Origin of the sequence: Curtobacterium subtropicum (genome assembly GCF_030362975.1) — a bacterium.
In the GTDB taxonomy this organism is placed as follows: domain Bacteria; phylum Actinomycetota; class Actinomycetes; order Actinomycetales; family Microbacteriaceae; genus Curtobacterium; species Curtobacterium subtropicum.
On record NZ_JAUCMM010000003.1, the window covers coordinates 229,824 to 253,342 of the forward strand.

The 23,519-nt window shown below is 70.8% G+C and carries 20 protein-coding genes; 13 read left to right on the forward strand and 7 right to left on the reverse strand.

All coding sequences use genetic code 11. The annotated features are described in order from the left end of the window. The first annotated feature begins 106 nt into the window (after nucleotides 1–106). The 5 genes from QUG98_RS06455 to QUG98_RS06475 all read left to right on the forward strand — a co-directional run bounded on the left by QUG98_RS06455 (nucleotide 107) and on the right by QUG98_RS06475 (nucleotide 5,700). Nucleotides 107–895 carry a DeoR/GlpR family DNA-binding transcription regulator gene (locus QUG98_RS06455; RefSeq protein ID WP_289469777.1) on the forward strand — a complete coding sequence of 263 codons (789 nt, stop codon included), beginning with the start codon at nucleotides 107–109 and terminating at the stop codon, nucleotides 893–895. A 224-nt stretch (nucleotides 896–1,119) separates the two neighbouring features. Continuing rightward, complete coding sequence (gene melA / locus QUG98_RS06460; RefSeq protein ID WP_289469778.1) at nucleotides 1,120–2,436, forward strand: alpha-galactosidase; 1,317 nt, start codon at nucleotides 1,120–1,122, stop codon at nucleotides 2,434–2,436. A 47-nt stretch (nucleotides 2,437–2,483) separates the two neighbouring features. Continuing rightward, nucleotides 2,484–3,842, forward strand: a complete 1,359-nt coding sequence (locus tag QUG98_RS06465) for an ABC transporter substrate-binding protein (protein WP_289469779.1) — start codon at nucleotides 2,484–2,486, stop codon at nucleotides 3,840–3,842. An 8-nt stretch (nucleotides 3,843–3,850) separates the two neighbouring features. After that, nucleotides 3,851–4,801: a carbohydrate ABC transporter permease gene (locus QUG98_RS06470; RefSeq protein ID WP_289469780.1), complete on the forward strand. Its 951-nt coding sequence runs from the start codon at nucleotides 3,851–3,853 to the stop codon at nucleotides 4,799–4,801. Then, the gene (locus tag QUG98_RS06475) at nucleotides 4,798–5,700 is read left to right on the forward strand and encodes a carbohydrate ABC transporter permease (protein WP_289469781.1); all 903 of its coding nucleotides are present in this window, start codon (nucleotides 4,798–4,800) and stop codon (nucleotides 5,698–5,700) included. Before QUG98_RS06470 ends, QUG98_RS06475 begins: the two co-directional genes overlap by 4 nt. 289 nt (nucleotides 5,701–5,989) lie before the next feature. On the opposite strand, the gene QUG98_RS06480 is transcribed toward QUG98_RS06475, so the two are convergent. From QUG98_RS06480 to QUG98_RS06500, 5 genes are all read right to left on the reverse strand, one after another. Next, the gene (locus QUG98_RS06480; RefSeq protein WP_289469782.1) at nucleotides 5,990–6,898 is read right to left on the reverse strand and encodes a carbohydrate ABC transporter permease; all 909 of its coding nucleotides are present in this window, start codon (nucleotides 6,896–6,898) and stop codon (nucleotides 5,990–5,992) included. Continuing rightward, nucleotides 6,895–7,848, reverse strand: a complete 954-nt coding sequence (locus QUG98_RS06485; RefSeq protein ID WP_289469783.1) for a carbohydrate ABC transporter permease — start codon at nucleotides 7,846–7,848, stop codon at nucleotides 6,895–6,897. Before QUG98_RS06485 ends, QUG98_RS06480 begins: the two co-directional genes overlap by 4 nt. A gap of 107 nt (nucleotides 7,849–7,955) precedes the next feature. Next, nucleotides 7,956–9,269, reverse strand: a complete 1,314-nt coding sequence (locus QUG98_RS06490) for an ABC transporter substrate-binding protein (protein WP_289469784.1) — start codon at nucleotides 9,267–9,269, stop codon at nucleotides 7,956–7,958. Further along, entirely contained in the window at nucleotides 9,266–10,507 is a 1,242-nt protein-coding gene (locus QUG98_RS06495) for a Gfo/Idh/MocA family protein (protein ID WP_289469785.1), read from the reverse strand. Before QUG98_RS06495 ends, QUG98_RS06490 begins: the two co-directional genes overlap by 4 nt. 194 nt (nucleotides 10,508–10,701) lie before the next feature. Then, a complete protein-coding gene (locus QUG98_RS06500; RefSeq protein ID WP_289469786.1) occupies nucleotides 10,702–11,490 on the reverse strand; it encodes a DeoR/GlpR family DNA-binding transcription regulator in 789 nt (262 codons plus the stop codon). Nucleotides 11,491–11,621: 131 nt separating this feature from the next. Between QUG98_RS06500 and QUG98_RS06505 the strand changes: the two genes are divergently transcribed. Then, a complete protein-coding gene (locus tag QUG98_RS06505; protein WP_289469787.1) occupies nucleotides 11,622–12,608 on the forward strand; it encodes an ROK family protein in 987 nt (328 codons plus the stop codon). Further along, on the forward strand, nucleotides 12,605–13,720 hold the full coding sequence (locus tag QUG98_RS06510) for an N-acetylglucosamine-6-phosphate deacetylase (RefSeq protein ID WP_289469788.1): 1,116 nt from the start codon (nucleotides 12,605–12,607) through the stop codon (nucleotides 13,718–13,720). Before QUG98_RS06505 ends, QUG98_RS06510 begins: the two co-directional genes overlap by 4 nt. 119 nt (nucleotides 13,721–13,839) lie before the next feature. On the opposite strand, the gene QUG98_RS06515 is transcribed toward QUG98_RS06510, so the two are convergent. Further along, complete coding sequence (locus QUG98_RS06515; protein WP_289469789.1) at nucleotides 13,840–14,883, reverse strand: hypothetical protein; 1,044 nt, start codon at nucleotides 14,881–14,883, stop codon at nucleotides 13,840–13,842. Between the two features lie 91 nt (nucleotides 14,884–14,974). Further along, entirely contained in the window at nucleotides 14,975–16,024 is a 1,050-nt protein-coding gene (locus tag QUG98_RS06520; protein ID WP_289469790.1) for a LacI family DNA-binding transcriptional regulator, read from the reverse strand. Nucleotides 16,025–16,206: 182 nt separating this feature from the next. Between QUG98_RS06520 and QUG98_RS06525 the strand changes: the two genes are divergently transcribed. The 6 genes from QUG98_RS06525 (at nucleotide 16,207) to QUG98_RS06550 (ending at nucleotide 23,454) form a co-directional block, all read left to right on the forward strand. Next, the gene (locus QUG98_RS06525; RefSeq protein WP_289469791.1) at nucleotides 16,207–17,457 is read left to right on the forward strand and encodes a sugar ABC transporter substrate-binding protein; all 1,251 of its coding nucleotides are present in this window, start codon (nucleotides 16,207–16,209) and stop codon (nucleotides 17,455–17,457) included. 62 nt (nucleotides 17,458–17,519) lie between these two features. Further along, entirely contained in the window at nucleotides 17,520–18,491 is a 972-nt protein-coding gene (locus QUG98_RS06530; protein WP_289469792.1) for a carbohydrate ABC transporter permease, read from the forward strand. 1 nt (nucleotide 18,492) lies between these two features. Next, the gene (locus tag QUG98_RS06535) at nucleotides 18,493–19,386 is read left to right on the forward strand and encodes a carbohydrate ABC transporter permease (RefSeq protein WP_434533417.1); all 894 of its coding nucleotides are present in this window, start codon (nucleotides 18,493–18,495) and stop codon (nucleotides 19,384–19,386) included. Nucleotides 19,387–19,417: 31 nt separating this feature from the next. Beyond that, entirely contained in the window at nucleotides 19,418–21,322 is a 1,905-nt protein-coding gene (locus tag QUG98_RS06540; protein ID WP_289469793.1) for a glycoside hydrolase family 127 protein, read from the forward strand. A gap of 99 nt (nucleotides 21,323–21,421) precedes the next feature. Continuing rightward, entirely contained in the window at nucleotides 21,422–21,643 is a 222-nt protein-coding gene (locus tag QUG98_RS06545; RefSeq protein WP_353067829.1) for a LacI family DNA-binding transcriptional regulator, read from the forward strand. 47 nt (nucleotides 21,644–21,690) lie between these two features. Further along, the gene (locus QUG98_RS06550; RefSeq protein ID WP_289469794.1) at nucleotides 21,691–23,454 is read left to right on the forward strand and encodes a carbohydrate-binding protein; all 1,764 of its coding nucleotides are present in this window, start codon (nucleotides 21,691–21,693) and stop codon (nucleotides 23,452–23,454) included. Nucleotides 23,455–23,519 lie beyond the last annotated feature (65 nt).

A 23,519-nucleotide genomic window follows, 5' to 3' on the forward strand; every position in this document is an offset into this window, starting at 1 on the left:
GTGCGGCGCCGCGTCCGGTCTCAGTGTCGGCAACGACCGATCAGTTCCGCTGCCGTAACGATCACTCCGGTCATTCGCAGTGATCGTTCTGGCGCATGATGGGTCCATGGACAACGACTCTCCGGACGTCGGCCGCAAGCGGCGGGACCGCATGCGGGACATCCTCGAGCGGGTGCGCGAGCAGGGCTCGACGACGACGGACGAGCTCATCCGCGCCTGCGGTGTCTCCGCGGCCACGGTCCGGCGCGACCTCAGCGAGCTCGAGGCGCGTGGACTCGTCCGTCGCAGCTACGGCCGGGTCGAGGCCGTCGGCGTGCTCCCCGAGTTGCCGGTCGTGATGCGGGCGTCCGAGGCCGACGCCGCCAAGCGCGCGGTCGGTCGGCTCGCCGCACGACTCCTGCCGTCCGGACGCCAGGCCGTCGCGGTCAGCGGCGGGACCACGACGATGGAGGTCGTCCGGGCACTCGGCGACCGGAACGGCCTCACCGTGATCACGAACGCCGTCACGATCGCGCTGGAGGTCTCGCGCAGCCCCCGGGTGAAGACGATCCTGACCGGTGGGACGCTCCGCGCGACCTCGCTCGAGGCGGTCGGACCCCTGGCCGAGGCGGCGTTCTCCGCGTTCAAGGTGACGACGGCGTTCCTCGGCACGGACGGCATCAGCGCCGCCGGCGGCGTCACGACGCACGACGACACCGAGGCGCGGACGAACGGCGTGATGGTGACGCACGCCGACCGGGTGGTCGTCGTGTGCGACGGGTCGAAGGTCGGACGGCAGACGATGGCGCGGATGGCCGACATCGGTGACGTGTCCGTCCTGGTGACCGACGAGCACGCCCCGCGGGAGGCGCTCGAGCAGATCGCCGCGGCGGGGGTCGAGGTCCTCATCGCCTGAGCGGCCGACGTCCGAACGCGCATCCGTCCTGCGCGGTTCACCAGGTCGCGTGGTGGTCGTGGCCAGCGCCCCCTACCGTGGGGCCCGGCCGGCGAACCCCGTCGAGGCCGCGCACCGCAGGGAACCGTGTCGGGAAGCGCGCCCTCCCACCCCTCCGTGCCTTCTGCCACCGCAGGTGGTTCCGTCCGCCGACCCTCGGCGGTACCCCGAACGAAGGGCTTCCCGTGACCCGCATCGTGTTCGTCGGCGCCGGCAGCGTCGTCTTCACCCGACAGCTGCTCGCCGACCTCCTCCGCTACGACGACCTCCCCGAGCTGGACCTCCGGCTGTTCGACGTCGACGAGCGCCGCCTCGCCGTCGCCGAGGCCACCGCCCACCAGGTGAGCGAGCGCCTCGGGCGTCCGGTCACCGTCACGGCGACGACCGACCGCCGTCGCGCCCTCGCCGACGCCGACTTCGTCGTCGACATGGTGCAGATCGGCGGGATCGCGGCGACCCGGACCGACCTCGAGATCCCGGAGCGGTACGGCCTGCACCAGACGATCGGCGACACCACCGGTGTCGGCGGCGTGTTCCGGGCACTCCGGACCTTCCCGTTCCTCACCGAGCTGACCGCGGACATGCGCGAGGTCGCCCCGGACGCGGTCCTGCTCAACTACACGAACCCGATGGCGATGAACATCTGGTGGGCGAACACCGTCGCGCCGGACATCACCGCGCTCGGGCTCTGCCACAGCGTCTACTGGACCGCGCACGACCTCGCCGAGCTCGTCGGCCTCGACGTCGGACAGACCCGGTTCCGTGCGGCGGGCGTCAACCACCAGTCGTGGCTGCTCGAGTGGACGCACGAGGGCGAGGACCTGTACCCCCGGCTCCGCGAGCGCATCCGGCAGGACCCCGAGCTCGAACGCCGGGTCCGGGTGGAGATCTTCAAGCGGATCGGCTTCTACCCGACGGAGACGAGCGAGCACTCGTCCGAGTACCTGTCGTGGTTCCTCCGCTCGCCGGAGCAGGTGGACCGCTTCCGCCTGCGTCCGCTCGAGTACGTCGGCATCTCCGAGGACAACGTCGCGGAGTTCGAGGCGGCCGAGCGCGACCTGGCGGCCGGTCGACCGGTGCAGCTCGAGGAGGGCGCGTCGGAGTACGCCCCGCAGGTCATCCACTCACTGGTGACCGGTACCGAGCGCGAGATCCACGCGAACGTGCCGAACGCGGGCCTGATCGACAACCTGCCGGACGGGTGCGTCGTCGAGGTCCCGGCCACGGTCGGAGCCGACGGCATCGCCCCGATCCCGATGGGGGCACTCCCGGTCCAGGCTGCGGCGCTGAACCGCTCGTACGTCTCCGTGAACGAGCTCACGGTGCACGCCGCGCGGACCGGTGACCCCATCGCGGTCCGGCAGGCGGTGCTCATGGACCCGAACGCGTCCTCGACGCTCACGCCCGAGCAGATCTGGGAGCTGTGCAACGACCTCGTGGTCGCGCACGGTGACCTGCTTCCGGAACCGCTGCGCGCGACGATCCCCGCTCGCGGGATCTGACCCGGCCGACCGCCGACGACGCACCACTGACGACGAAGGAGTCCACAGTGACACGGACCCGCACCCGCACCGGCAGCAGTACCCGCTCCGCCCGCCGCCCGACCGCACGACGGTCCGCACGTACGGCGCTCGCCGTCGCGATCGCGGTCGCCGCCACGGTCCTCACCGGCTGCGCACCGCAGGGTGCCACCGTCCTCGACACCGCGGCGCCCGTCCGCCTCACCATGTGGTCGGGCCAGAGCGACGAGGCGGCGAAGCTCCTGCAGGGGCTCGTCGACGAGTACGAGGACGCACACCCGAACGTGACGATCGACATGTCCTCCGGGGCGTCGTCGACCGACGAGCTGCTCCAGAAGCTCGCGGCCTCGTTCGCCGGGAACGACTCACCCGACATCTCGTACACCTTCGGGTCGTGGGCGAGCCAGCTCGAACGGTCCGGACGGACGCTCGACCTGCGCGCCGAGGCCGAGGACCCGGACACCCACTGGGACGAGTTCTCTCCGGCGGCCCGCGGGACCGCGCAGCCGACCGGGCGGAAGGTGATCGGCTTCCCCGCGGTCGTCGACAACATCTCGCTCTTCTACAACAAGACGGTCTTCGACGCCGCCGGCGAGCCGTACCCGACGGCGGACTGGGACTGGTCGGACTTCCGTCGCGCCGCGAAGGCCTTGACGGACCGGGACAGCCAGACCTTCGGCTACGGCTACTCGGTGTCCGGCAGCGAGGAGACCACCTGGCAGATGTGGCCGCACCTCTGGCAGAACGGCGGCTCGATCCTGTCCGAGGACGGCGAGCACGCAGCGTTCGACTCGGAGGCCGGCGTCGACGCCCTGTCGTTCATGCGGTCGATGGCCGTCACGGACCGGAGCGTCTACCTCGACCAGACGGACACGAAGTTCGCGCAGCTGTTCGAGAGCGACCGCGTCGGCATGATCACCTCCGGCCCGTGGGAGCTCTCCGCCCTGAAGACCGCAGGCACCTCGTACGGCGTCGTGCGGCTCCCGGGGACGGACGGCGACCACCAGACGGTGTCCGGGCCCGATCTCTGGACCCTCTTCGACAACCACGACGTGAACCGCGCGTACTGGGCGAAGGACTTCACGAAGTGGCTGACCGCGCCCGCGCAGGACGAACGGTTCAACGTCGCGGTCGGCAACCTGCCGCTGCGGTCGAGCGAGGCCGACAGCCCGGCCTTCCGGAAGCAGGTCGCAGCCCTGCCCGGACTCGACGTCATCCAGGCGAACTCCGCGAACGCGAAGCAGGTCCGTCCGACCCTGCCCGGCTACAACGGCCTGTCCGAGGCCTTCGGCGACGCGGTGTCCCGCGTGCTGCAGGGCGAGGGCGAACCGGCCGAGGCGCTCCGGCAGGCGACCGTCGTCGCCGACAAGGCACTCCGTCAGGGCTAGGAGGCCCCGTGACCACTCCCGCACTCCGCACCCGTCCGACCACCGACACCGAGGCGCCTCGACCCGGGCGCCGACGCCGGTCCGCAGCTGCCCGCGAGGGCCTCGCCGGCTGGGGCTTCGTCGCCCCGGCCCTGGCGGTCGTGCTCGGCCTCACGATCTTCCCCGGCGTCTGGGCGCTCGTGCTCTCGTTCCAGCGCTGGGACGGCTTCAGCCCGCCGTCGTTCGCCGGCATCGAGAACTACCAGGACCTGGCGACCGACGCGAGTGCGCTAGCGGCTGCCGTGCACACCCTGCTGTACACGGTGCTGTTCGTCCCCGCGTCCCTGCTGCTCGGGCTCGCCCTGGCCGTCGCCCTGAACCGGCGCATCCGGTTCATCGGGCTGTACCGAACGGCGATCTTCGTGCCGTTCGTGGCGTCCGCCGCCGCGACCGGCATCCTGACCACCTACCTGTTCAGCCCGCAGTTCGGCGTCGTCAACAACGTCCTCCGCGTGCTGCACGTCCCGCCGCAGGGCTGGCTCGAGGACCGCTCCGAGGCGATGGTGGTGATCGTCATCATGTCCCTGTGGGGGCAGGCGGCCTTCACGACCGTCATCTACCTCGCAGCGCTGCAGGACGTCCCGGGCGACGTGCTCGAGGCAGCGCGCATCGACGGTGCGAACAACTGGCAGACGTTCTGGCGCGTGGTGTGGCCACAGCTGGCACCGGTCACGGCGTTCGTCGGGATCTACCAGACCCTGCAGGCCGTGCAGCTCTTCGACCTCGTCTACGCGACCACCCGAGGCGGACCGCTCGACGCCACGCAGACGATCGTCTACTACCTGTGGAAGACGGCCTTCCAGAACCTGCAGTTCGGCTACGGGTCGGCCATCGCCTACGGCATGTTCTTCGTCACCCTCACCGCGACCGTGATCGTCACGGTCGTGCAGCGCCGAGCCGGAAGGAAGGCGTCACGATGACCGTCGAGACCCGCGTACTCGAGACCCCGAACCGGTCGGCCGCCGTCGCGGCTCCCGCCGCGCGCACCGCGCCCCGCCGTCGACGTCGCCTGCCGTTCAGCCCGTGGCACCTCCTGCTCGCACCGGTGGCACTCCTGTTCCTGCTGCCGTTCGTCGAGATGTTCCTCACCTCGCTCGAACCGGCGTCGGAGATCAACAGGTTCCCGCCGTCGTTCCTGCCGACGCAGTTCACGTTCTCGGGCTACTCGCGCCTGTTCGCGGAGTCGGACATCCTGCACTGGCTCCTCAACACGGTCATCGTGTCGGCGTCGGCGATCGTCTCGCACCTCGTCCTCTGCTCGCTGGCCGGCTACGGCTTCGCGCGGCTGCGGTTCCCTGGCCGGACGTTCGGGTTCCTGGCGATCCTCGCAACGATCATGATCCCCTCGCAGCTCCTGATGATCCCGACCTACGTGATGTTCGCTCGGCTGCACCTCGTGGACAGCCTCGGTGCGGCGATCGTGCCCTGGCTCGCGTCCGCGTTCGGCATCTTCCTGATGCGGCAGTTCTTCCTGTCCCTGCCCGCCGAGCTCGAGGAGGCCGGTCAGATCGACGGCTGCACCCGCCTGCAGGTCTTCTTCCGGATCGTCCTGCCGCTCGCGCGTCCGGCGCTCGCGACGCTCGCGATCTTCACCCTGCTCGGGTCGTGGAACGACCTGGTCTGGCCGCTCGTCGCGATCAACGACGCGGACTCGTTCACCCTGCAGCTCGGTCTGACCAACTTCCAGGGGGCGCGGCGGACCGACTGGTCGCTGCTGATGGCCGGCAACGTGGTCGCGACCCTGCCGCTCATCCTGCTGTTCCTGGTGGCGCAGAAGCAGTTCGTCGCGACGATGGCGTCGGCCGGCCTGAAGGGCTGAAGCGGGACGCAGCTCACAGGAGGCACGGTGCCCACGGCACCGTGCCTCCCGTCGTGCGTACCGCCGGTGTGGAAACGCGGGGCGGTCCGGCACCGTGCCTCCCGTCGTGCGTACCGCCGGCCTGGAGGCACAGGGCGGTCCGGCACCGTGCCTCCCGTCGTGCGTACCGCCGGTCCGGAGGCGCGGGGCGGTCCGGCACCGTGCCTCCCGTCCGGACGCTCGTCGTAAACGGCGAAGCGCCCCTCGGATCCCGAGGGGCGCTTCGTCCGGTGGCCGTCGCGGCCGCCGTTCACTTCAGGCCGGAGGACGCGAGTCCGTCGATCACCCGCCGCTGCAGCACGATGAACAGGACCAGGACGGGTGCCATCGCCATCAGGCTCGCCGCCATGAGCAGCGGGTAGTCGATGGTGCGGTCGCTGGAGAGCGTCGCGAGCCCGGCGGCGAGCGGCATGTCCTCGGCACGGGTGGACACCACCAGCGGCCAGAGCAGCTCGTTCCACGACCAGAGCACCGTCGTGATCGCGAGCACGCTGATCGACGGGCGCGCGAGCGGCAGCATGATCCGCCAGAAGGTCTGGAACGGGTTCGCGCCGTCCATGCGTGCGGCCTCCTCGAGTTCGGCGGGCATGTTCAGGAACGCCGTCCGCATCAGGAACGTGCCGAAGGCACTGAACAGCCCGGGCGCGACGATGCCGGCCAGGGTGTCCAGCCACCCGAGGCCCTGCACGATCTGGTACTGCGAGATGAGGTAGACCTGCGACGGCACCAGCAGGATCGACAGCACGATGCCGAGGATGATCGCGCGTCCGCGGAACCGCATCCGGGCGAACGCGTAGCCCGCCAGGGTGCACAGCACGATCTGCGCCAGGGTGCGGATCAGGGTCACCCAGATCGAGGTCGCCAGCTGGTCGAGGAAGGGGAGCCGCTCGAAGACCCGGGCGAAGTTCCCCCACTGCAGCTCGCCCGGCCAGAAGGTCGGCGTCGGCGAGGTGACCTGCGCGTTCGTGGACAGCGCCATCACGATCTGCCAGAGGAACGGGAACGCCATGACGAACCCGCCGATGCCGAGCACCACGTGGATCCACCAGCGGCTGCCGCCGCGGCGACCGGGACGTGCGGCGGTCGTCGCGCGGGTGCGGCCCGCCGCCCTCGTGGCTGCCGCGACCCTGCTGCCGCGTGCGTCGACGGTGCCGGTCATGACTGGACCCACTTCCGCTGGACCCGGAACTGCACGACGGTGATGATGCCGATGAGCACGAAGATCACCATCGCGATCGCAGCCGCGAAGCCCTTGTCGTTGTCGATGAACCCGGCGTTGTAGAAGTAGAAGACGAGCGACATCGTCTTCGGGATGACCGGGTTGGTGGAACCGAGGATGGCGTAGAGCAGGTCGAACAGCTGGAAGCTCGAGATCGTGGTGACCACGAGCACGAAGAAGATGCTCGGCGTCAGCAGCGGCACGGTGAGCGAGCGGAACTGGCGCCAGCGGCTCGCGCCGTCGAGCTCGGCGGCCTCGTACAGCTCGGGCGGGATGTCCTTGAGCCCCGCGCCGAGGATGATCATCGAGAAGCCGAGCGAGGACCACAGGCCGACGAGCGACACCGCGACGAGCGCGAAGCCCGGGGTCGAGATCCAGTACGGGCCGTCGATGCCGAAGCGTCCGAGGAACCAGTTCACGATGCCGAAGTCGCCGTTGAACATGATGCGCCACACCAGGGCGATCGCCGCGGGCATCGCCACGTAGGGCAGGAAGAAGAGCACGCGGTAGAACTGGGCGAACCGCAGGCCCGGGGTGTTGAGGAGGCTCGCGAGCCAGACCGCGATCGGGATGCCGAGCAGGACGATCACCGTGTAGACGATCGTGTTGACGAGCGACTGGTACAGCTGCGGGTCGGACAGCAGGCGGGTGTAGTTCGCGAGCCCGGTGAAGGTGGCGCCGCCGAACACACCCCAGCTCGTGAACGAGTACCAGAAGGTCTGCAGGATCGGCCAGATGAAGAACGTGCCGACGCCGATCAGCAGCGGGAGCACGAACAGCCACGGCCAGATGCCGTCGGTGCGGGAGGCACGGGTCGGCCTGGGCCGCTCGTCGTGGTGAGGTCGGGACGGCGGGCGGGTCGCCCTCGTCTGCCGGGTGGTGGTGGTCATCGGGTCGCTCCTACGCCGGGCGGGCGGATCGAGGGGTGCGGGTGCGGGTGTCCGGTGGGACGGACGGCGCCGATCGGCCGGGCGGACCCGACCGATCGGCGTGACGGTCACTCCTTGGCGAGCGCGGCGTCCATCTCCTCCGCCAGCTGCGCCGTCACCTGGTCGACGGGTCGCGACCCGTCGAAGGCGCTCGGCAGGAGGTTCGTCTCGAGGGTGTTCCACGCGGCGGTGTTCTTCGACACCGGGAGCGGCTTCGCGTAGTCGACCGCGTCGAGGAAGACCTGCAGGTCCGCGTCGGGCATCGTCTTCGTGAAGGCGTCCTGCGTGCCCTCGTAGGCCGGGATGACCGCGCCCATGTCACCCTGCTGCTGCTGGGCCGGCTTGCTCGCCAGGTACGCCTGCAGTGCCTGGGCGGCCGCCTTGTTCTTCGACCCCTCGGCGACGACGTTCGAGACACCGTGGATCACGGTCGCCTGCTCCTTGCCCTTCGGCAGCGGGTAGACGACGACGTCCTGCTCCAGGTCGGTGCCGATGAGCGCCGACCGGAACCAGCTCCCGCCCTGGTACATCGCGAGCTTGCCGGAGGTGAACCACTGGTCCGCCGTGGTGTCGGTCAGCTGCTTGATCGACGGCGAGGCGCCGGAGCCGATCAGGTCGGTCCAGAACCGGATGCCCTCCTGCGCGGCCTTCGTGTCGTACTCCGACTTCCCGTCGTCGACCACGGACCCGCCGGCCTGGAAGATCGTGTCGTAGTAGGTGGTCTGGCCGTCCATGCCGCCGGCGGCGCCGTACGCGCCGTCGCTCTTCAGCTTCTGCGACAGTTCGGCGGCGGTGTCCTGGAAGTCCTGCCAGGTCCAGTCCTTCGACGGCAGCGGCATGCCGGCCTTCTCGAACAGCGCCTTGTTCACCCAGACGCCGATGGTGTCGAAGTCCTTCGGCACGCCGTACTGCGTCCCGTCGTAGGTGTACAGGTCGTCGAGCGCCTTCGAGTACTTCGACGGATCGATCGCGCCCGACTCCACCGCGCCGGTGATCGGCGCGAGCTTGCCGTTGGCCGCGTAGAGCTGGAAGTTCGGGCCGTTCATCCAGAACAGGTCGGGCAGCGTGTCGCTGGAACCCTGCGTCTGCAGCTTCGTGAAGTAGTTGGCGAAGGGTGTCACGTCCACGTTGACCGTGATGTCCGGGTACTCCTCGTTGAAGCCCTTGATGTTCGCCTTGATCGCGTCGACCTGGTTCTGGTCCCAGACGGCGTAGGTCAGGTCGGCCTTCGTGTCCTTCGCGACCGTGCCCGTCCCGGAGTCGGAACCGGCGGACGACGCGCTGCTGCACCCCGTCAGGAGGGCGACGGCGCTGACCGCAGCAGCGAGACCGAGCAGGGCACGGCGGCGACCGCGGCCGTGACGGGGGGAGGGGAGGGTCATCGGGTGTTCCTTCCGGAGGGGTCGTCGTGGCCGGTTGCGGCCGTGAAGTGACGGATGGTGGCTTCGGGGAGGGGCGGCACGTCGAGCGGGACGGAGCCGTTCCGCAGGGAACGCGTCGCGAGCGCTCCCGCGGCGACCGCGGCGCGAGCCGCGATCGGGGACAGGGTCGTCGGCTCGCCGAGGGCGACGGAGCGGAGGAACTCGGTCATGGTGAGGAGGTCGGCGTCGGCGTGGCCGTCCTCGACGCCGTCGATCGGGTACTCGACGTCACCGGCGACGTCCCAGTTGCGGCGGTGGTTCCACACCTTGACGACCCCGCCGCCGGTGTCCCCGATGTTCTCGAGGCGGCCGTGGGTTCCGATCACGGTGTAGTTCCGCCAGTAGTCGGGCGTGAAGTGGCACTGCTCGTAGCTCGCCTGCACGCCGTTCTCGAGCGTCATCATCACCATCGAGACGTCCTCGACGTCGACGACGGGGTTGAGGCCGGTCTGCTCGGCGGGCGGCCAGTTGTCGAACGAGAACCAGTCGGTCATGAGTTCGTCGCTGCGGTCGCGCCGGTCGGTGACGTCGCCGTACACGGAGAGCGACCCCATCCCGACGACCCGGCTGGTGTACGCGCCGGCGAGGGCGTGCACGACGTCGAGGTCGTGGCTCGCCTTCTGCAGCAGGAGCGAGTTCACGCGGCTGCGGTCGGCGTGCCAGTCCTTGAAGTAGTAGTCGCCGCCGTTGCCGACGAAGTGACGGACCCAGACGGCCTTCACCTCGCCGATCTCCCCGCGGGCGATGACGTCGCGCATGAGGCGGACGACGGCTGCGTGCCGGAAGTTGTGGCCGACGTACAGGGGCGTACCGGTCTCGGCAGCCGCGTCCAGGACGGCGTCGGCGTCCTCGACGGTGATGGCGAGGGGCTTCTCGAGGTAGACGGCGATGCCGGCGCGGAGCAGGTCGATCGCGATCTCGGCGTGGGTCCAGTCCGGGGTGGTGACGATCGCCGCGTCCACGAGGTTCGGTGCGCCGTCCGTGCCGATCAGGGCCCGGTGGCCGGGCACCACCTCGGCCTCCGGCCAGTGTGCGGCGGCCCGTTCGCGTCCCTCGGCGGTGGTGTCGGCTGCGGCCGTGATCCGCGCGTCCACCCCGTCGGCGTCCAGGCCTGCGGCAGCCACGTGGTCGGCGATGGCCGATCGCTGGCCGATGCCGACGACGGCGACCCGGAGCAGTCGTGTGCTCGTGGTGATCATCTCGCTCCCTTGCGTGATTGTGACGGCAATGATGCCAAATCGATCATGAGTGCACAATAAGCACGCACGGCTCGATCACGGAAGCGTGCATCCGAGGTTGTTACACGCCGGCAACGTCGGGACGCCGACGCTCGCGGCAGGGCGACGGACGACCGCAGCCGTGACCGCGGGATCGCCGGGGGCGGCCCCGCGGGTCAGCTCGCGACGACGAGCTCCACGCCGGCGGACGCCAGCTCCGCGGCGAACGGGGTCGGCACCGCCTGGTCCGTGACGAGCACGTCGATGCGCTCGAGCGGGCAGATGCGCGCGAAGGTGGCGCGCTCGATCTTCGTCGAGTCGGCGACCACCACGACGCGGCGGCCGACCGACGCGAAGTGCCGACTGACCTCGGCCTCGCCCTCGTGCATCGTCGTCGCACCGTACTGACCGGTCAGCCCGTCGACGCCGAGCACGACGACGTCGAGCGCGAAGCCGTCGAGCGTGTCCCGCACGGTCGGACCGATGAGCTCGTACGACTGCCGCCGGGCCACGCCGCCGGTCACGACGATCTTGACGTTGGCGCGGACCGACAGCTCGTACCCGATGTTCAGCGCGTTCGTGACGATCGTGATCCCGCACTCGCCGTCGGCCCGGATGAAGCGTTCGCTCTTGCCGAGCTCGCGCGCCACCTCGGTCGTCGTCGTCCCACCGTTCAGGCCGACCGTGTCCCCCGGCGAGACGAGCGCAGCGGTCGCGCGGGCGATGGCGGTCTTCGCCTCGGCCTGTCGGGCGATCTTGTACTGCAGGGGCAGCTCGTACCCGGCCCCGAGCGCCGCGGCACCGCCGTGCGTGCGGGTGACGAGTCGCTGGTCGGCCAGCGTCGCGAGGTCGCGCCGTGCGGTCGCAGCGGAGATGCCCAGCGCCTCGCCGATCTCGGCGATGGAGACGTTCCCGCGGTCGCTCACCAGCTCGAGGAGCGCGTTGAGCCTCTGCTGCGGGGTCATGGCGTCATCCTACGGGCGGTGTCATACGGCGATGTGAGCGGAATTGCTGCGCGTTGTTTGCACTGATCATGATCGATCGGCAGGCTGACGGCGTCCGATCAGTGTTGGTCGGCACGATCGGAGGGCTCGGGATGACCGCTCACGGCGCAGTGCTCGGCATCGACGTCGGCGGCACGAGCGTGAAGGTGCGCCTGGTCGCCGACGACGGGCGGGTGCTCGAGGAGCAGCGCGTCCCCACCCCGCGGGACGACGCCGAGGCCACCGCGCTGGCCGAGGTCGTCGCGGCGCTGGGGCAGCGGGCACGGACAGCGGCGCGGCAGCACGGGACCGACCTCGGGGCGATCGGGCTGGTCGTCCCCGGGGTCGTCGACGAGGACGCGGGTCGTTCGGTGCTCTCCGTGAACCTGGGCTGGCGGGACGTGCCGGTCCGTGCCCGCGTCACCGAGGCCCTGCGCGCCGCGGGGGTCGGCGCCGTCCCGCTCGCCTTCGGCCACGACGTCCGGGCCGGAGCGCTCGCCGAGGTCCACGCGGCTGCACCCGCCGCTGACCCCGCCGCCGCGCTCGGCAGTGGCACGGTCGCCTTCGTCCCCGTCGGTACCGGTCTGGCGAGCGCCCTGGTGGTCGACGGCCGGGTGGTCCCTGGCGGTGGCTGGGCGGGGGAGATCGGCCAGGTCCGGATCCGGGACGGTGCACATGCGGGTCTCCGGGTCGAGGAGGTCGCCTCGGCCGGGGCCGTCGCGCGACGCAGTGGTGCTCCGAGTGCCCACGACGCGATGCTCCGCGTCGTGGCGGACGACCCGGTGGCTCGGCGGGCGTGGGACGACTGCGTCGAGGTGCTCGCCGACTCCCTGGCGTGGTTGACCGCCGTGGCCGGCTGCCACACCCTGATCGTCGGCGGCGGCCTCGCGCAGTCCGGACCGCTGCTCTTCGATCCGTTGCGTTCCGCGCTGGTGGACCGACTCACCGGGGTCAGGGTCCCCGATCTCGTGGGTGCGCGGCACGGTGACGCGGCCGGTGCCATCGGCGCGGTGCTGCTCGCGCGCCAGCAGCTGATCGACCCGGTGCGGGTCGGATCGGTGCGCACCGGTTCGCTCCCGAACGTCACGGTGACCGCGTGACCGTCCTCGTCCGTGCCCCACGGATCGTCACCGCCGAGGTCGACCTGGCGGACGCGTGGCTCGCCGTCGACGGTGGTCGGGTCGCCGCGGTCGGTACCGGTCCGGCCCCCGCACACGAGCGCGTCGTCGAGGCGTCGGGCACCGTCCTGCCGGCCTTCGTCGACCTGCACGCGCACGGCGCTCTCGGGCACGACTTCGCCTCGTGCTCGGTCGCCGACGCCCGAACGGCCGCCGCCCACCACGCCGCTCGGGGGACCGGACGCCTGGTGGCGTCGATCGCGACGGGCACGGTGCCGGACACGGTCGCCGCCCTGCACCGCCTCCGGCCGCTCGTCGACGACGGCACGTTCGCCGGACTGCACCTCGAGGGGCCCTGGCTCGCTGCGGCCCGACGGGGTGCGCACGCTGCCGGGCTGCTCCACCCGCCGACCCCGGACGAGGTCGACCTGTTCGTGGACGCCGGCGGCGCAGCGCTCCGGATCGTCACCCTTGCGCCCGAGCTCCCGGGCGCGCTCGACGCCGTCCGCCGACTGGTCGCGTCGGGCATCGTCGTCGCGGTCGGCCACACCGACGCCGACGCCGACCAGGTGCGCGCCGCGGTGGACGCCGGCGCGACCCTCGTCACGCACCTGTTCAACGGGATGCCCCCGCTGCACCACCGTGCGCCGGGCCCGGTCGGCGTCGCGTTGACGGACGAGCGGCTCACGGTGGAGTGCATCGTGGACGGCCACCACCTCGATCCGGTGACCGTCGACCTGGTGCACGGCGCCGTCGGTGACCGGCTCGTGCTCGTGTCGGACGCCATGGCGGCGACCGGCTGCGCCGACGGCCGCTACCGGATCGCCGGCTCGGAGGTCGTGGTCTCGGACGGAGTCGCCCGGCTCGCGGACGGCTCCTCGTTGGCCGGGAGCACGATCACGGTCGCCGACGCCGTGGCCCGGTTCGTCGACGGTCGTCCGGACCGACTGCCACCCGCCGTCCGCGCGTCCTCCGCGCGTGCGGCGTCGGTGCTCGGGCTGCGCCCGCCGCTCAGCGTGGGGGCGGCCGCCGACCTCGTGGTCCGGGTCCAGGGCGGCCGGGTCGAGCCGCTGCGGCTCGGTCCGACCGACTGACCGACCGACCCGACGACCGGCCGACCGAGGCGGCCTGCTCGGGGCCGTTCGAGGTGCCGGGACCGGTCACCGTCGGACGGGAGGCGCGCTGACGACCCGCGCCGTGCCTCCCGTCCGCCTCAGCGGTGCGCCGGCGGGCCGCACGCCACCCCGACGACCGGGCACCGGTTGCCGTCGAGCTCGTCGGTGTACTCGTCGCCGTCGCCGAGCAGCACGTGCCGGTACGCCTGGTCGTCGATCGGCTCCGCGGAGCGCACGGCCGCTTCGAGCACGCTGTCGTCGACCTCGGGGAGTGCGCTGACGGCGACGAGCACGTCGCCCACCACCGCGGAGACCTCGTGACCGTGCGCGCTGGTGCGGCGGGTGAGGTCGCCGTCGTCGTCGCAGGCGGTCTCCGGCTCGGACCCGCCACCGGGTGCGACGCCCTCGACCGGCCGACCGCACGGCGGGGCGTCGGCGGCGAGCGTGACGACCGTCAGGTCGGACCCGGACGTCTGCCCGGGGGCGTGCGCCCGCTCGGCCGGCGACGAGAACACCTGCAGGAAGCCCGGCAGCCGCTTCTCGATGTTCGCCTCGTACACGGAGCCGTACCCGTCGGGCGAGATCGTGACGGGCCGGAAGTCCGCGCCGATGGCGTGCTGTGCCCGCGCGATGGCCTGCTGGTCACGCTGCACGACACCCGCGTGCGCGCGGACGCCGGCCACGACGAGAAGGGCGACGACGACGGCCGCGCTCGTGGCTCCGGCAGCCAGGCCCACCGTCCGCACGACTCCGCGGTGGACGAGCATCGCCGGGACGGCCGCGACGACCGTGCCCACCAGGTACGGCAGGGGCGTGGGGGAGGGGAGCAGGATCGTCGACCCGGAGCCGCTGACGACCGTGGGCACCAGGTCGGCGACGACGACCGCGGGGACGAGGAGGAGGGCCGCCGCACCGAGCCACGCCGCGCGTCGGCGGCGGGTCGCGACGACTGCGAGACCGCCGAGCACCACGCTGACCAGGACCGTCTGGACCAGGAGCGCGGCGAGCCCGGGCACGCCGGTGAACAGCACGAGCGCGGTCGCTGCGTGCGCGGCCTGTGCGGCGCCGAGACCGATCACCATCGCGGTCCCCACGTGCACCCACGCCCGCCGGCCGGTCCGCTCGTCCGTCGTGTCGCCCACCGGTCACCCCCAGCTCCGGACCCCCTGTCCGACGAGCCGATCCTCGCACGCGGTGGACGGTTGCGGCGTGTGGGCCGGCGCTGAGTACGGCTCAGCCTCCGTCGGCCCCCGCGACGGTCGACCCGCGCACCACCAGGGACACCGGGTTCCGCACCCGCCCTCGCTGCACCTTGCCCTCGATCGTGTCGACCAGCGCCCCGGCGGCCAACCTCCCGAGCTGCTGCAGGTCCATGTCGACGCTGGTGAGCTGCGGCCGAGCACCCTCGACCAGGATGTCCCAGTTGTCGAACCCGACGACCGCGACGTCCTCGGGGATCCGCCGCCCGGACTCCCGCACCGCGTCCATGACCCCTCGAGCGATGTGGTCGCTGCCGGCGACGATCGCGTCGAGGTCCGGATGGCGCTCAAGCAGCCGCTCGGCCGCCTGCCGGCCCCACTTCTCGTCCCACTGGCCGAACACGAGCCCGGGACTCCCGACGAGCTCGAGCCGGTGTTCGTCGAGCGCCGCTGCGGCACCACGGAGACGGTCCCGCGCGGCGGCGTAGGTGTCCTCGCCGTTGACGATCGCGATGCGACGTCGGCCGGTCTCCACCAGGTGGTCGACGGCGATCCGTCCGGCGAGTTCGTTGTCCGGCTCGAAGGACAGGTCCTGCTCGTCGGTCGAGGGTGCGTAGACGTAGACGACGGGAACGTCGGGCTTCGCCTGGAGCGGCGGCCGCGGGTTCGTGGTCCGCCCCACGATGAGCACGCCGTCGACCCGCCGGGTGAGCAGGGACTGCAGCTGCAGCTGCTCGCGCATCGCGCTGTCGCGGGCGTCGGCGAGCAGGACGCTGAGCGAACCAGCGCCGAAGGCGTCCTCGGCCCCGAGCAGGATCGGCAGCACGAAGCGGTTGTCGAGGTCGCTCGTGAGCATGCCGATGGTGTTCGTCGAGGCACGGTTCAGGGCGCGGGCGAACGGGTTCGGGGTGAAGGAGAGGGCGGCGGCGGCGGCGAGCACGGCCTCCCGCGAGCGGGCGCTCACGTGGGCGCGACCGTTGAGCGCCTTCGACGCCGTGGCCACCGAGACGCCGGCGGCGCGGGCGACGTCGGCCAGCGTCACGGTCTCCACCGTCGTCGCGGTGCGGTGATCCTCGTCGTCCATCGGCCCCTCCGAAACCAGTTTACGAAAGTTCTTGACACCGCGGCAAGCGTGCTCGTACATTGCTCCCGAAACCGGTTTCGGTTCCGCTCGACGACGAGGTCCTCCCGCAGGTGCGCTCGGTGGAGTGGACGTGGCCGGACCCGAACGGCGATCACGTCGCATTCAGAGAGGAACCCGTGATCATGCGCACCAAGACTGTTGTCCGCATCGGCGCGCTGGTGGCAGCAGCCAGCGTCGTCGCCGGTCTCACCGGATGTTCTGCCCAGTCCTCCGGCTCCGGTTCGTCCGACGCCGCGAAGGGCACCTACACGTTCTGGGACCCGTACCCCCAGTACGACGCTTCGTCCGCGTGGGGCAAGCTCGTCACCCAGTGCGGTCAGGACGCCGGCGTCACCGTGAAGCGCACCGGGTACGACACCTCGGACCTGACGAACAAGGCGCTGCTCGCCGGGCAGCAGGGCAAGTCGCCCGACGTCCTGCTCGTCGACAACCCGGTCGTCTCGACGCTGGCGCAGGCCGGCATCATCACCGACACCGGGACGAACGGCCTGAAGACCGGCGACATCGCCGAGAACATCCTCGGCGCCGGGGTCATCGACGGCAAGACGTACGGCGTCCCGATCGGCGCGAACACCCTGGCGCTCTACTACAACCCGAAGGTGCTCGAGGCAGCCGGCGTCGACCCCGCGTCCGTGAAGGACTGGGACTCGCTGACGGCGGCGCTCGCGAAGGTGAAGGCGGCCGGCAAGAAGGGCATCACCTTCTCGGGCATCAACACCGAGGAGGGCTCGTTCCAGTTCCTGCCGTGGTTCTGGGGCGCCGACGCCGACCTGACCAAGCTCGACTCCGCCAAGGCGGAAGAAGCGCTGAACCTCTGGAAGGGCTGGATCGACGAGGGCTACGCGCCGAACTCGGTCATCCAGAACACCCAGACGACCAGCTGGCAGGAGTTCCAGTCGGGCGACTTCGCCTTCGGCGAGAACGGCACCTGGCAGAAGGACGCCGCCAAGGAGATGGGCGCGGGCGTGATCACCATCCCGGCGAAGGACGGCGGTGCCGCCCCGGTGCCGACCGGCGGTGAGTTCTTCACGATCCCCGTGCAGAAGGACGACGCCCGCTACGCCACGACCAAGAAGATCGTCGAGTGCCTGTCGTCGGGTGACAACGTCGTGAAGACCGACAACACGCTCAACTACATCGCCGCATCGAAGGACCTCCAGCAGCAGCAGCTGTCCGGCAACGCCGACCTCAAGACCTGGGTCGAAGCCGTCGGCGCCGCCCGCGCTCGTACCGGGGACAACCTCGGCGTGCAGTACCCGGTCATCTCCGAGCAGCTCTGGACGGCCGTGCAGAAGGCCGAGTCCGGGTCGGCGTCGACGTCAGACGCGCTGCAGGCGGCGCAGCAGGCCGTCGACGCGAAGCTCCAGAAGTAGCCCGCAGCGGCAGCACCCAGCACCGTCACCACCCGCACCACCGAACGGAAGCCGACACGACCATGACGACCGACACGACGTCACTGCGACCGTCGGCTGCGCGTACCCGGGCCGAGGAGACCACCTCCTCGGCCCGGGGCCGCCGCGCCCACGCGCAGCGGAGAGCGCAGCTCACGGCCTGGGCCTTCCTCGCCCCCGTCGCCCTGTACCTCGTGCTCTTCTACGCGTACCCGCTGTGGAAGAACATCGAGCTGAGCCTCAAGCACTACACGGTGGCGTCCTTCGTCTCCGGCAACGCCCCCTTCGTCGGCCTGCAGAACTTCGTCGACGTGTTCTCGAACGCGACCTTCGGACCGGCGATCTGGCACACCACGGTCTTCGTGCTCGTGTCGATCGTCGTGCAGTTCGCCCTCGGGCTGGCCCTGGCGGTGTTCTTCCACGATCACTTCCCGCTGTCGGGGCTGCTGCGCGCCCTGTTCCTCGTGCCGTGGCTCCTGCCGCTGCTGGTGTCCGCGAGCACGTGGTCGTGGATGATGAACAGCGACTCGGGCATCGTGAACGCGTTCCTCGAGGCGGTCGGCCTCGGGCAGATCAACTGGCTGACCTCGCCGGACTGGTCGCTCTTCGCGGTCCTGGTCGCGAACATCTGGATCGGTATCCCGTTCAACCTCGTGATCATGTACTCCGGCCTGCAGGGCATCCCGGGCGAGCTGTACGAAGCGGCGTCCCTGGACGGGGCGAACGGCTGGCAGCGTTTCTGGCGGATCACCTTCCCGCTGCTCCGTCCGGTCACGGCGATCACCCTGCTGCTCGGCTTCGTCTACACGCTCAAGGTGTTCGACATCATCTGGATCATGACGAAGGGTGGCCCCTCCGGCTCGTCCACCACGCTCGCCATCTGGTCCTACCAACTGGGCTTCGGATCGCTCCTGCCCGACTTCAGCTCCGCCGCCACCGTGGGCAACGTGCTCATCGTCATCGCCCTGGTCGTCGGCCTCGTCTACGCGCGCGTGCAGCGCCGCCTGGAGGTGTGAGATGGCCACCACGACCGTCACCCGAGCCGTCACGACCCGCCCTGCCCGCGGCGCACGGCCCCGCGGAACCGGGACACCGCCTGCGACGAAGCGCTGGTGGCGGACCGCGCTCGGGATCGTCCTCACGGCGGTGATGCTGTTCCCCGTCTACTGGATGGTGAACGTCTCGCTCACCCGCGACCAGGACATGCGGAAGAGCCCGCCGAACCTCATCCCGATCGACGGGACCCTGCACGGCTACACCACCGTGCTCGGGCAGCAGCTGCCGTTCCTCGGGACGAGCCTGGTCGTCGGCCTCGGCACCGTGGTGCTCACGCTCGCGCTGTCCGCCCCGGCCGCGTACTCGCTCGCCAAGCTGAACCCGCGCGGCGGCGGTGCGATGAGCTTCGTGCTCCTCATCGCGCAGATGATCCCCGCGATCATCATGGCGATGGGCTTCTACACGATCTACGTGCAGCTCGGGATCCTCGACACCGTCTGGGGGCTCGTCCTCGCCGACTCCACGATCGCGGTGCCGTTCGGGGTCCTCATCTTCACCGCGTTCATGCGTGGCATCCCCGACGAGCTGCTCAACGCCGCCCGCATCGACGGCGCGAGCACGTGGCGCACCTTCACCTCGGTCGTCATGCCCGTCAGTCGCAACTCGGTCGTGACGGTGTCGCTCTTCAGCTTCCTGTGGGCGTGGTCGGACTTCCTGTTCGCCAACACCCTGGACGGCGGCGGTGACGCGAAGCCCATCACCCTCGGCATCTACGCCTACATCGGCAACAACAACCAGGAGTGGAACTCGATCATGGCCACCGCCGTGGTCGCGTCGATCCCCGCAGCGGTGCTCCTCGTCCTCGCTCAGCGCTACGTCGCCGCCGGCGTCACCGCCGGTGCCGTGAAGGACTGACGCACCCGTACCCACGTCCCAGGAGGACATCGTGACCATCACCCACACCACCGTCGCGGCCGGCCCGGTCGTGCCGTCCACGGGCGCGCTCCGCCCCCTGCCGCTCGGCGACCTCCGCCTGACCGGCGGCTACTGGGCGGACTGGCAGCAGCGGAACGCCGACACCGTGATCCGGCACTGCGAGACCTGGATGGAGCGGATCGGCTGGACCGGCAACTTCGACGCCGCCGCCACCGGGGATCCGTTCGACCACGCCGGCATCGAGTTCGTCGACTCGGAGGTCTACAAGCTGCTCGAGGCGATGGCGTGGCAGCTCGGCGTGCAGCCCGACGACGACCTCGCCGACCGCTACGACCGGCTCGTCGACCGCGTCGCCGCGGCGCAGGACGCCGACGGCTACCTGCACACCGCCTTCGGCCGGCCGTGGCAGCGACCCCGGTGGTCGGACATGGAGTGGGGCCACGAGCTCTACTCGATGGGTCACCTGCTGCAGGCCGCGGTGGCGCGGCTGCGCACCGCGGGCGGCGGACGGCTCGTCGACGTGGCGGTCCGGGTCGCCGACCACCTGGTCGAGGTGTTCGGCTCGGACGGACGGGAGGCGGTGTGCGGCCACCCGGAGATCGAGCCGGCTCTCGTGGAACTCGGCAGGGCGACCGGTGACCGCCGGTACGTCGACCTCGCGCGGACCTTCGTGGAACGACGGGGACACGGTCTGCTGGCGCCGATCGAGTACGGCCAGGAGTACTTCCAGGACGACGTGCCCGTCCGCGACGCGGACGTCCTGCGCGGGCACGCCGTGCGAGCGCTCTACCTGGCGGCCGGCGCGGTCGACGTCGCGGTCGAGACGGGCGACGCCGAGCTGCTCCGGGCCGTCGAGACCCAGTGGGCGAACACCGTCGCCAAGCGCACCTACCTGACGGGGGCGATGGGCGCCCACCACCAGGACGAGGCGTTCGGTGCCGACTTCGAGCTGCCGCCGGACCGCGAGTACGGCGAGACCTGCGCGGCGATCGCGTCGAACATGCTCTCGTGGCGCCTGCTGCTCGAGACGGGTGAGTCGAAGTACGCGGACCTCATCGAGCGCACGCTCCACAACGCGGTCATGGTCGCACCGCGCGAGGACGGCCGCGCGTTCTTCTACGCGAACACGATGCACCAGCGGGTCGAGGGCACCGTCCCGCCGGAGGACGAGGTGAGTCGTCGCGCGCTGTCGAGCCTGCGCGCCCCCTGGTTCGAGGTGTCCTGCTGCCCGACGAACCTGTCCCGCACGATCGCGAGCGTGCAGAGCGTGTTCGCGACGGTGAGCGACGACGGGCTCCAGCTGCACCAGTACGGCGACTACGAGGTCGACACCGTGCTCGGTGACGGGACCCGCGCGGCGTTCTCGGTCCGGTCGGACTGGCCGCGCTCCGGACGGGTCGAGGTCGTCGCCACCACTGACGGTGACGAACCGGTCGCGCTCCGGCTGCGGGTACCGTCGTGGTCTTCGGGCGCCACGCTCGACGTGGCGGGCCAGGCGGTACCCGTGGAGGGCGACACCGTCACCGTGCGACGGGTGTTCGCCACCGGGGACCGCATCGTGCTCGAGGTCCCGGTGCACGCCCGGATCACGGTCCCCGACCCCCGCATCGACGCCGTCCGCGGCACGGTCGCCGTCGAGCGCGGCCCGCTGGTCTACGCCCTCGAGTCCCTCGAGGCCGGCGTCGACGTCCGCGACGTCGTGGTGCCCGCCGGCGCCGAGCCGGTCGACCACGGGGCGGACGACGTCCGGCTGCCCGTCCGGACGCGCGCGGTGCCGGACCCGGTCGGCCTGCCCTACGGTGCCGGCACGGACCCGCTGTCGGTCGACGGCCCCCGCGAGGTGCGTCTCGTGCCGTACGCGACATGGGGCAACCGGGGTCCGTCGACGATGCGGGTGTTCCTGCCCGTCGAGTAGGCGAGCCGCGGACGGGAGCCGCACCGTGCCTCCCGTCCGTCCCCCGTGGCGCGACCGACGCGACGCGGCCGGGCCCGGCCGGCCACGAGAGGAGGAGCAATGGTGCTCGACGGCTCCGAGAAGCCGACCATCTACGACGTGGCGCTCGTCGCCGGGGTGTCCCACCAGACCGTGTCCCGCGTCCTGAACTGCCCGGAGACGGTGCGTCCGGTGAACCGACAGCGGGTGCTCGCGGTCATCGCGTACCTGGGCTACGAGCGGAACACCGAGGCCGAACGGCTCGGTCGGCTCCACAAGCACACCGCGGGCGACGCGGGGTGACCACACCAGCGTTCCGGGACCACCCGGAGCACCACGAGGAGGAAGCAATGACGCATCTTCGACCATCCGTCCGAGCCGCGCGCCGCCGGGGTCGACCGGGTCGGACCGCAGCGGTCCTCTCGGCGATCGCCGTCACGGGGACCGCGGTCCTCGGCCTCGGCACCCCCGCCTTCGCCGCCGGCAACACCCTGACGGTGAACGTCGGGACGACCGTCCGCCCGGTCACCCACGTCGCGGCCGGCGGCCTGTACGGCGTCGACACCGGCGACACCCCGCCGCTGAGTCAGCTCTACCCGCTGCACGTCAACACCTTCACGCAGCCGCCGCCCGGCACCCAGCAGCTCGGCAACGGTGCCACGCACCCCTGCTGCGACGGTCTGCAGGTCGCCGACAAGATCACCGCCGCCGGCGGTCAGCAGTACCTCCGGCTCCCCGACATCTTCAGCACCTTCCCCTACAACTGGGTCAGCTGGTCCGACTGGGAGTCGAAGATCAGGACGATGATCACGGCCCGGGTGAACGCGACGAACACCACGAACATCGCCGGGTACGAGATCTGGAACGAGCCGGACGCCAACTGGGGCGAGAGCACGAAGAACGACCCGAACGCCGGCACCTACCTGAACGCCTGGACGCGGACCTACCGCGACATCCGCGCGATCGACACCGAGACGCCGATCATCGGACCCGGTGCCAGCGCGTACAACCACGACTTCATGGTCGGCTTCATGACGAACGCGAAGAACACGAACACGCTGCCGTCGGTCGCGGTCTGGCACGAGCTCGGGGACTTCAGCTACCAGGACGTGCAGGCACACGTCACGGACTTCCGGTCCATCGAGGACTCCCTCGGGCTGCCGCACATCCCGATCTCGATCAACGAGTACGCATCACCCGGACAGGTCGACCAGCCGAGCATCGGCGTGCACTACATGGCCGCGTTCGAGCGGGCGGGCATCCACGACGCCGAGCGGGCGTACTGGTACGAAGCCGGCACGATGGACGGGCTGCTGTACGACAACCTGCCGACGGCGTCCTACTGGGCCTACGAGTGGTACGGCGACCAGTCCGGCAACGTCGTGCAGACCGTCCCGCAGTCGTACCTCGACGGGGTTGCGTCCTACGACGCCAGCCGCAAGCAGGTGAACGTCGTCTTCGGTGGCGACAGCGGATCGAACACGGTCAAGGTCAACGGCCTGGCAGGCCTCGGCAACCAGGTGTCGGTGCAGCTCTCGTCGACGAACACCACGGGCCGGACGACCAACCAGGCAGCCCCGAACCTGGTGTCGACCACGACCTACAGCGTCGTCAACGGTTCGATCAGCGTCCCGGTGTCGAACATGGACGCGGTCGCCGCCTACCAGCTGCTCATCACGCCGACGACCGGTGTGCCCACTCACCAGCAGACGTACGAGGCGGAGAACGCGACCGTCGTGAACGCCGCCCGGCTCTCCTCGACCACCGCGTCGAACGGCGGGTACGTCGGCCGCATCGACGGTTCCGGTGATGCGCGGACCGACAGCTTCGTGGACTTCCTGGTGAACGTGCCGACCGCGCGGTCGTACACGATGACCGTCAAGTACGCGAACGCGACCGGGGCGAACGCCACCCAGGGGCTCGCCTACAACGGCGGCGGGTTCTCCACGGTGAGCTACCCGCCGACCACCTCCGGGTGGGGCAACCCCACGGGCAGCGTCGACGTGACGGTGCAGCTGAAGGCCGGGTACAACGTGATCCGACTCGCGAAGGGCTCACCGAACTTCGGCGGCGGGACCGGGTACGCCGAACTCGACAGCATCCGCCTGCAGTAGGAGGCAGGACGAAAGGTGGGTCCACTGCTCTCGGGTGGTGGGCCCGCCCTCCGCATGTGTCGATG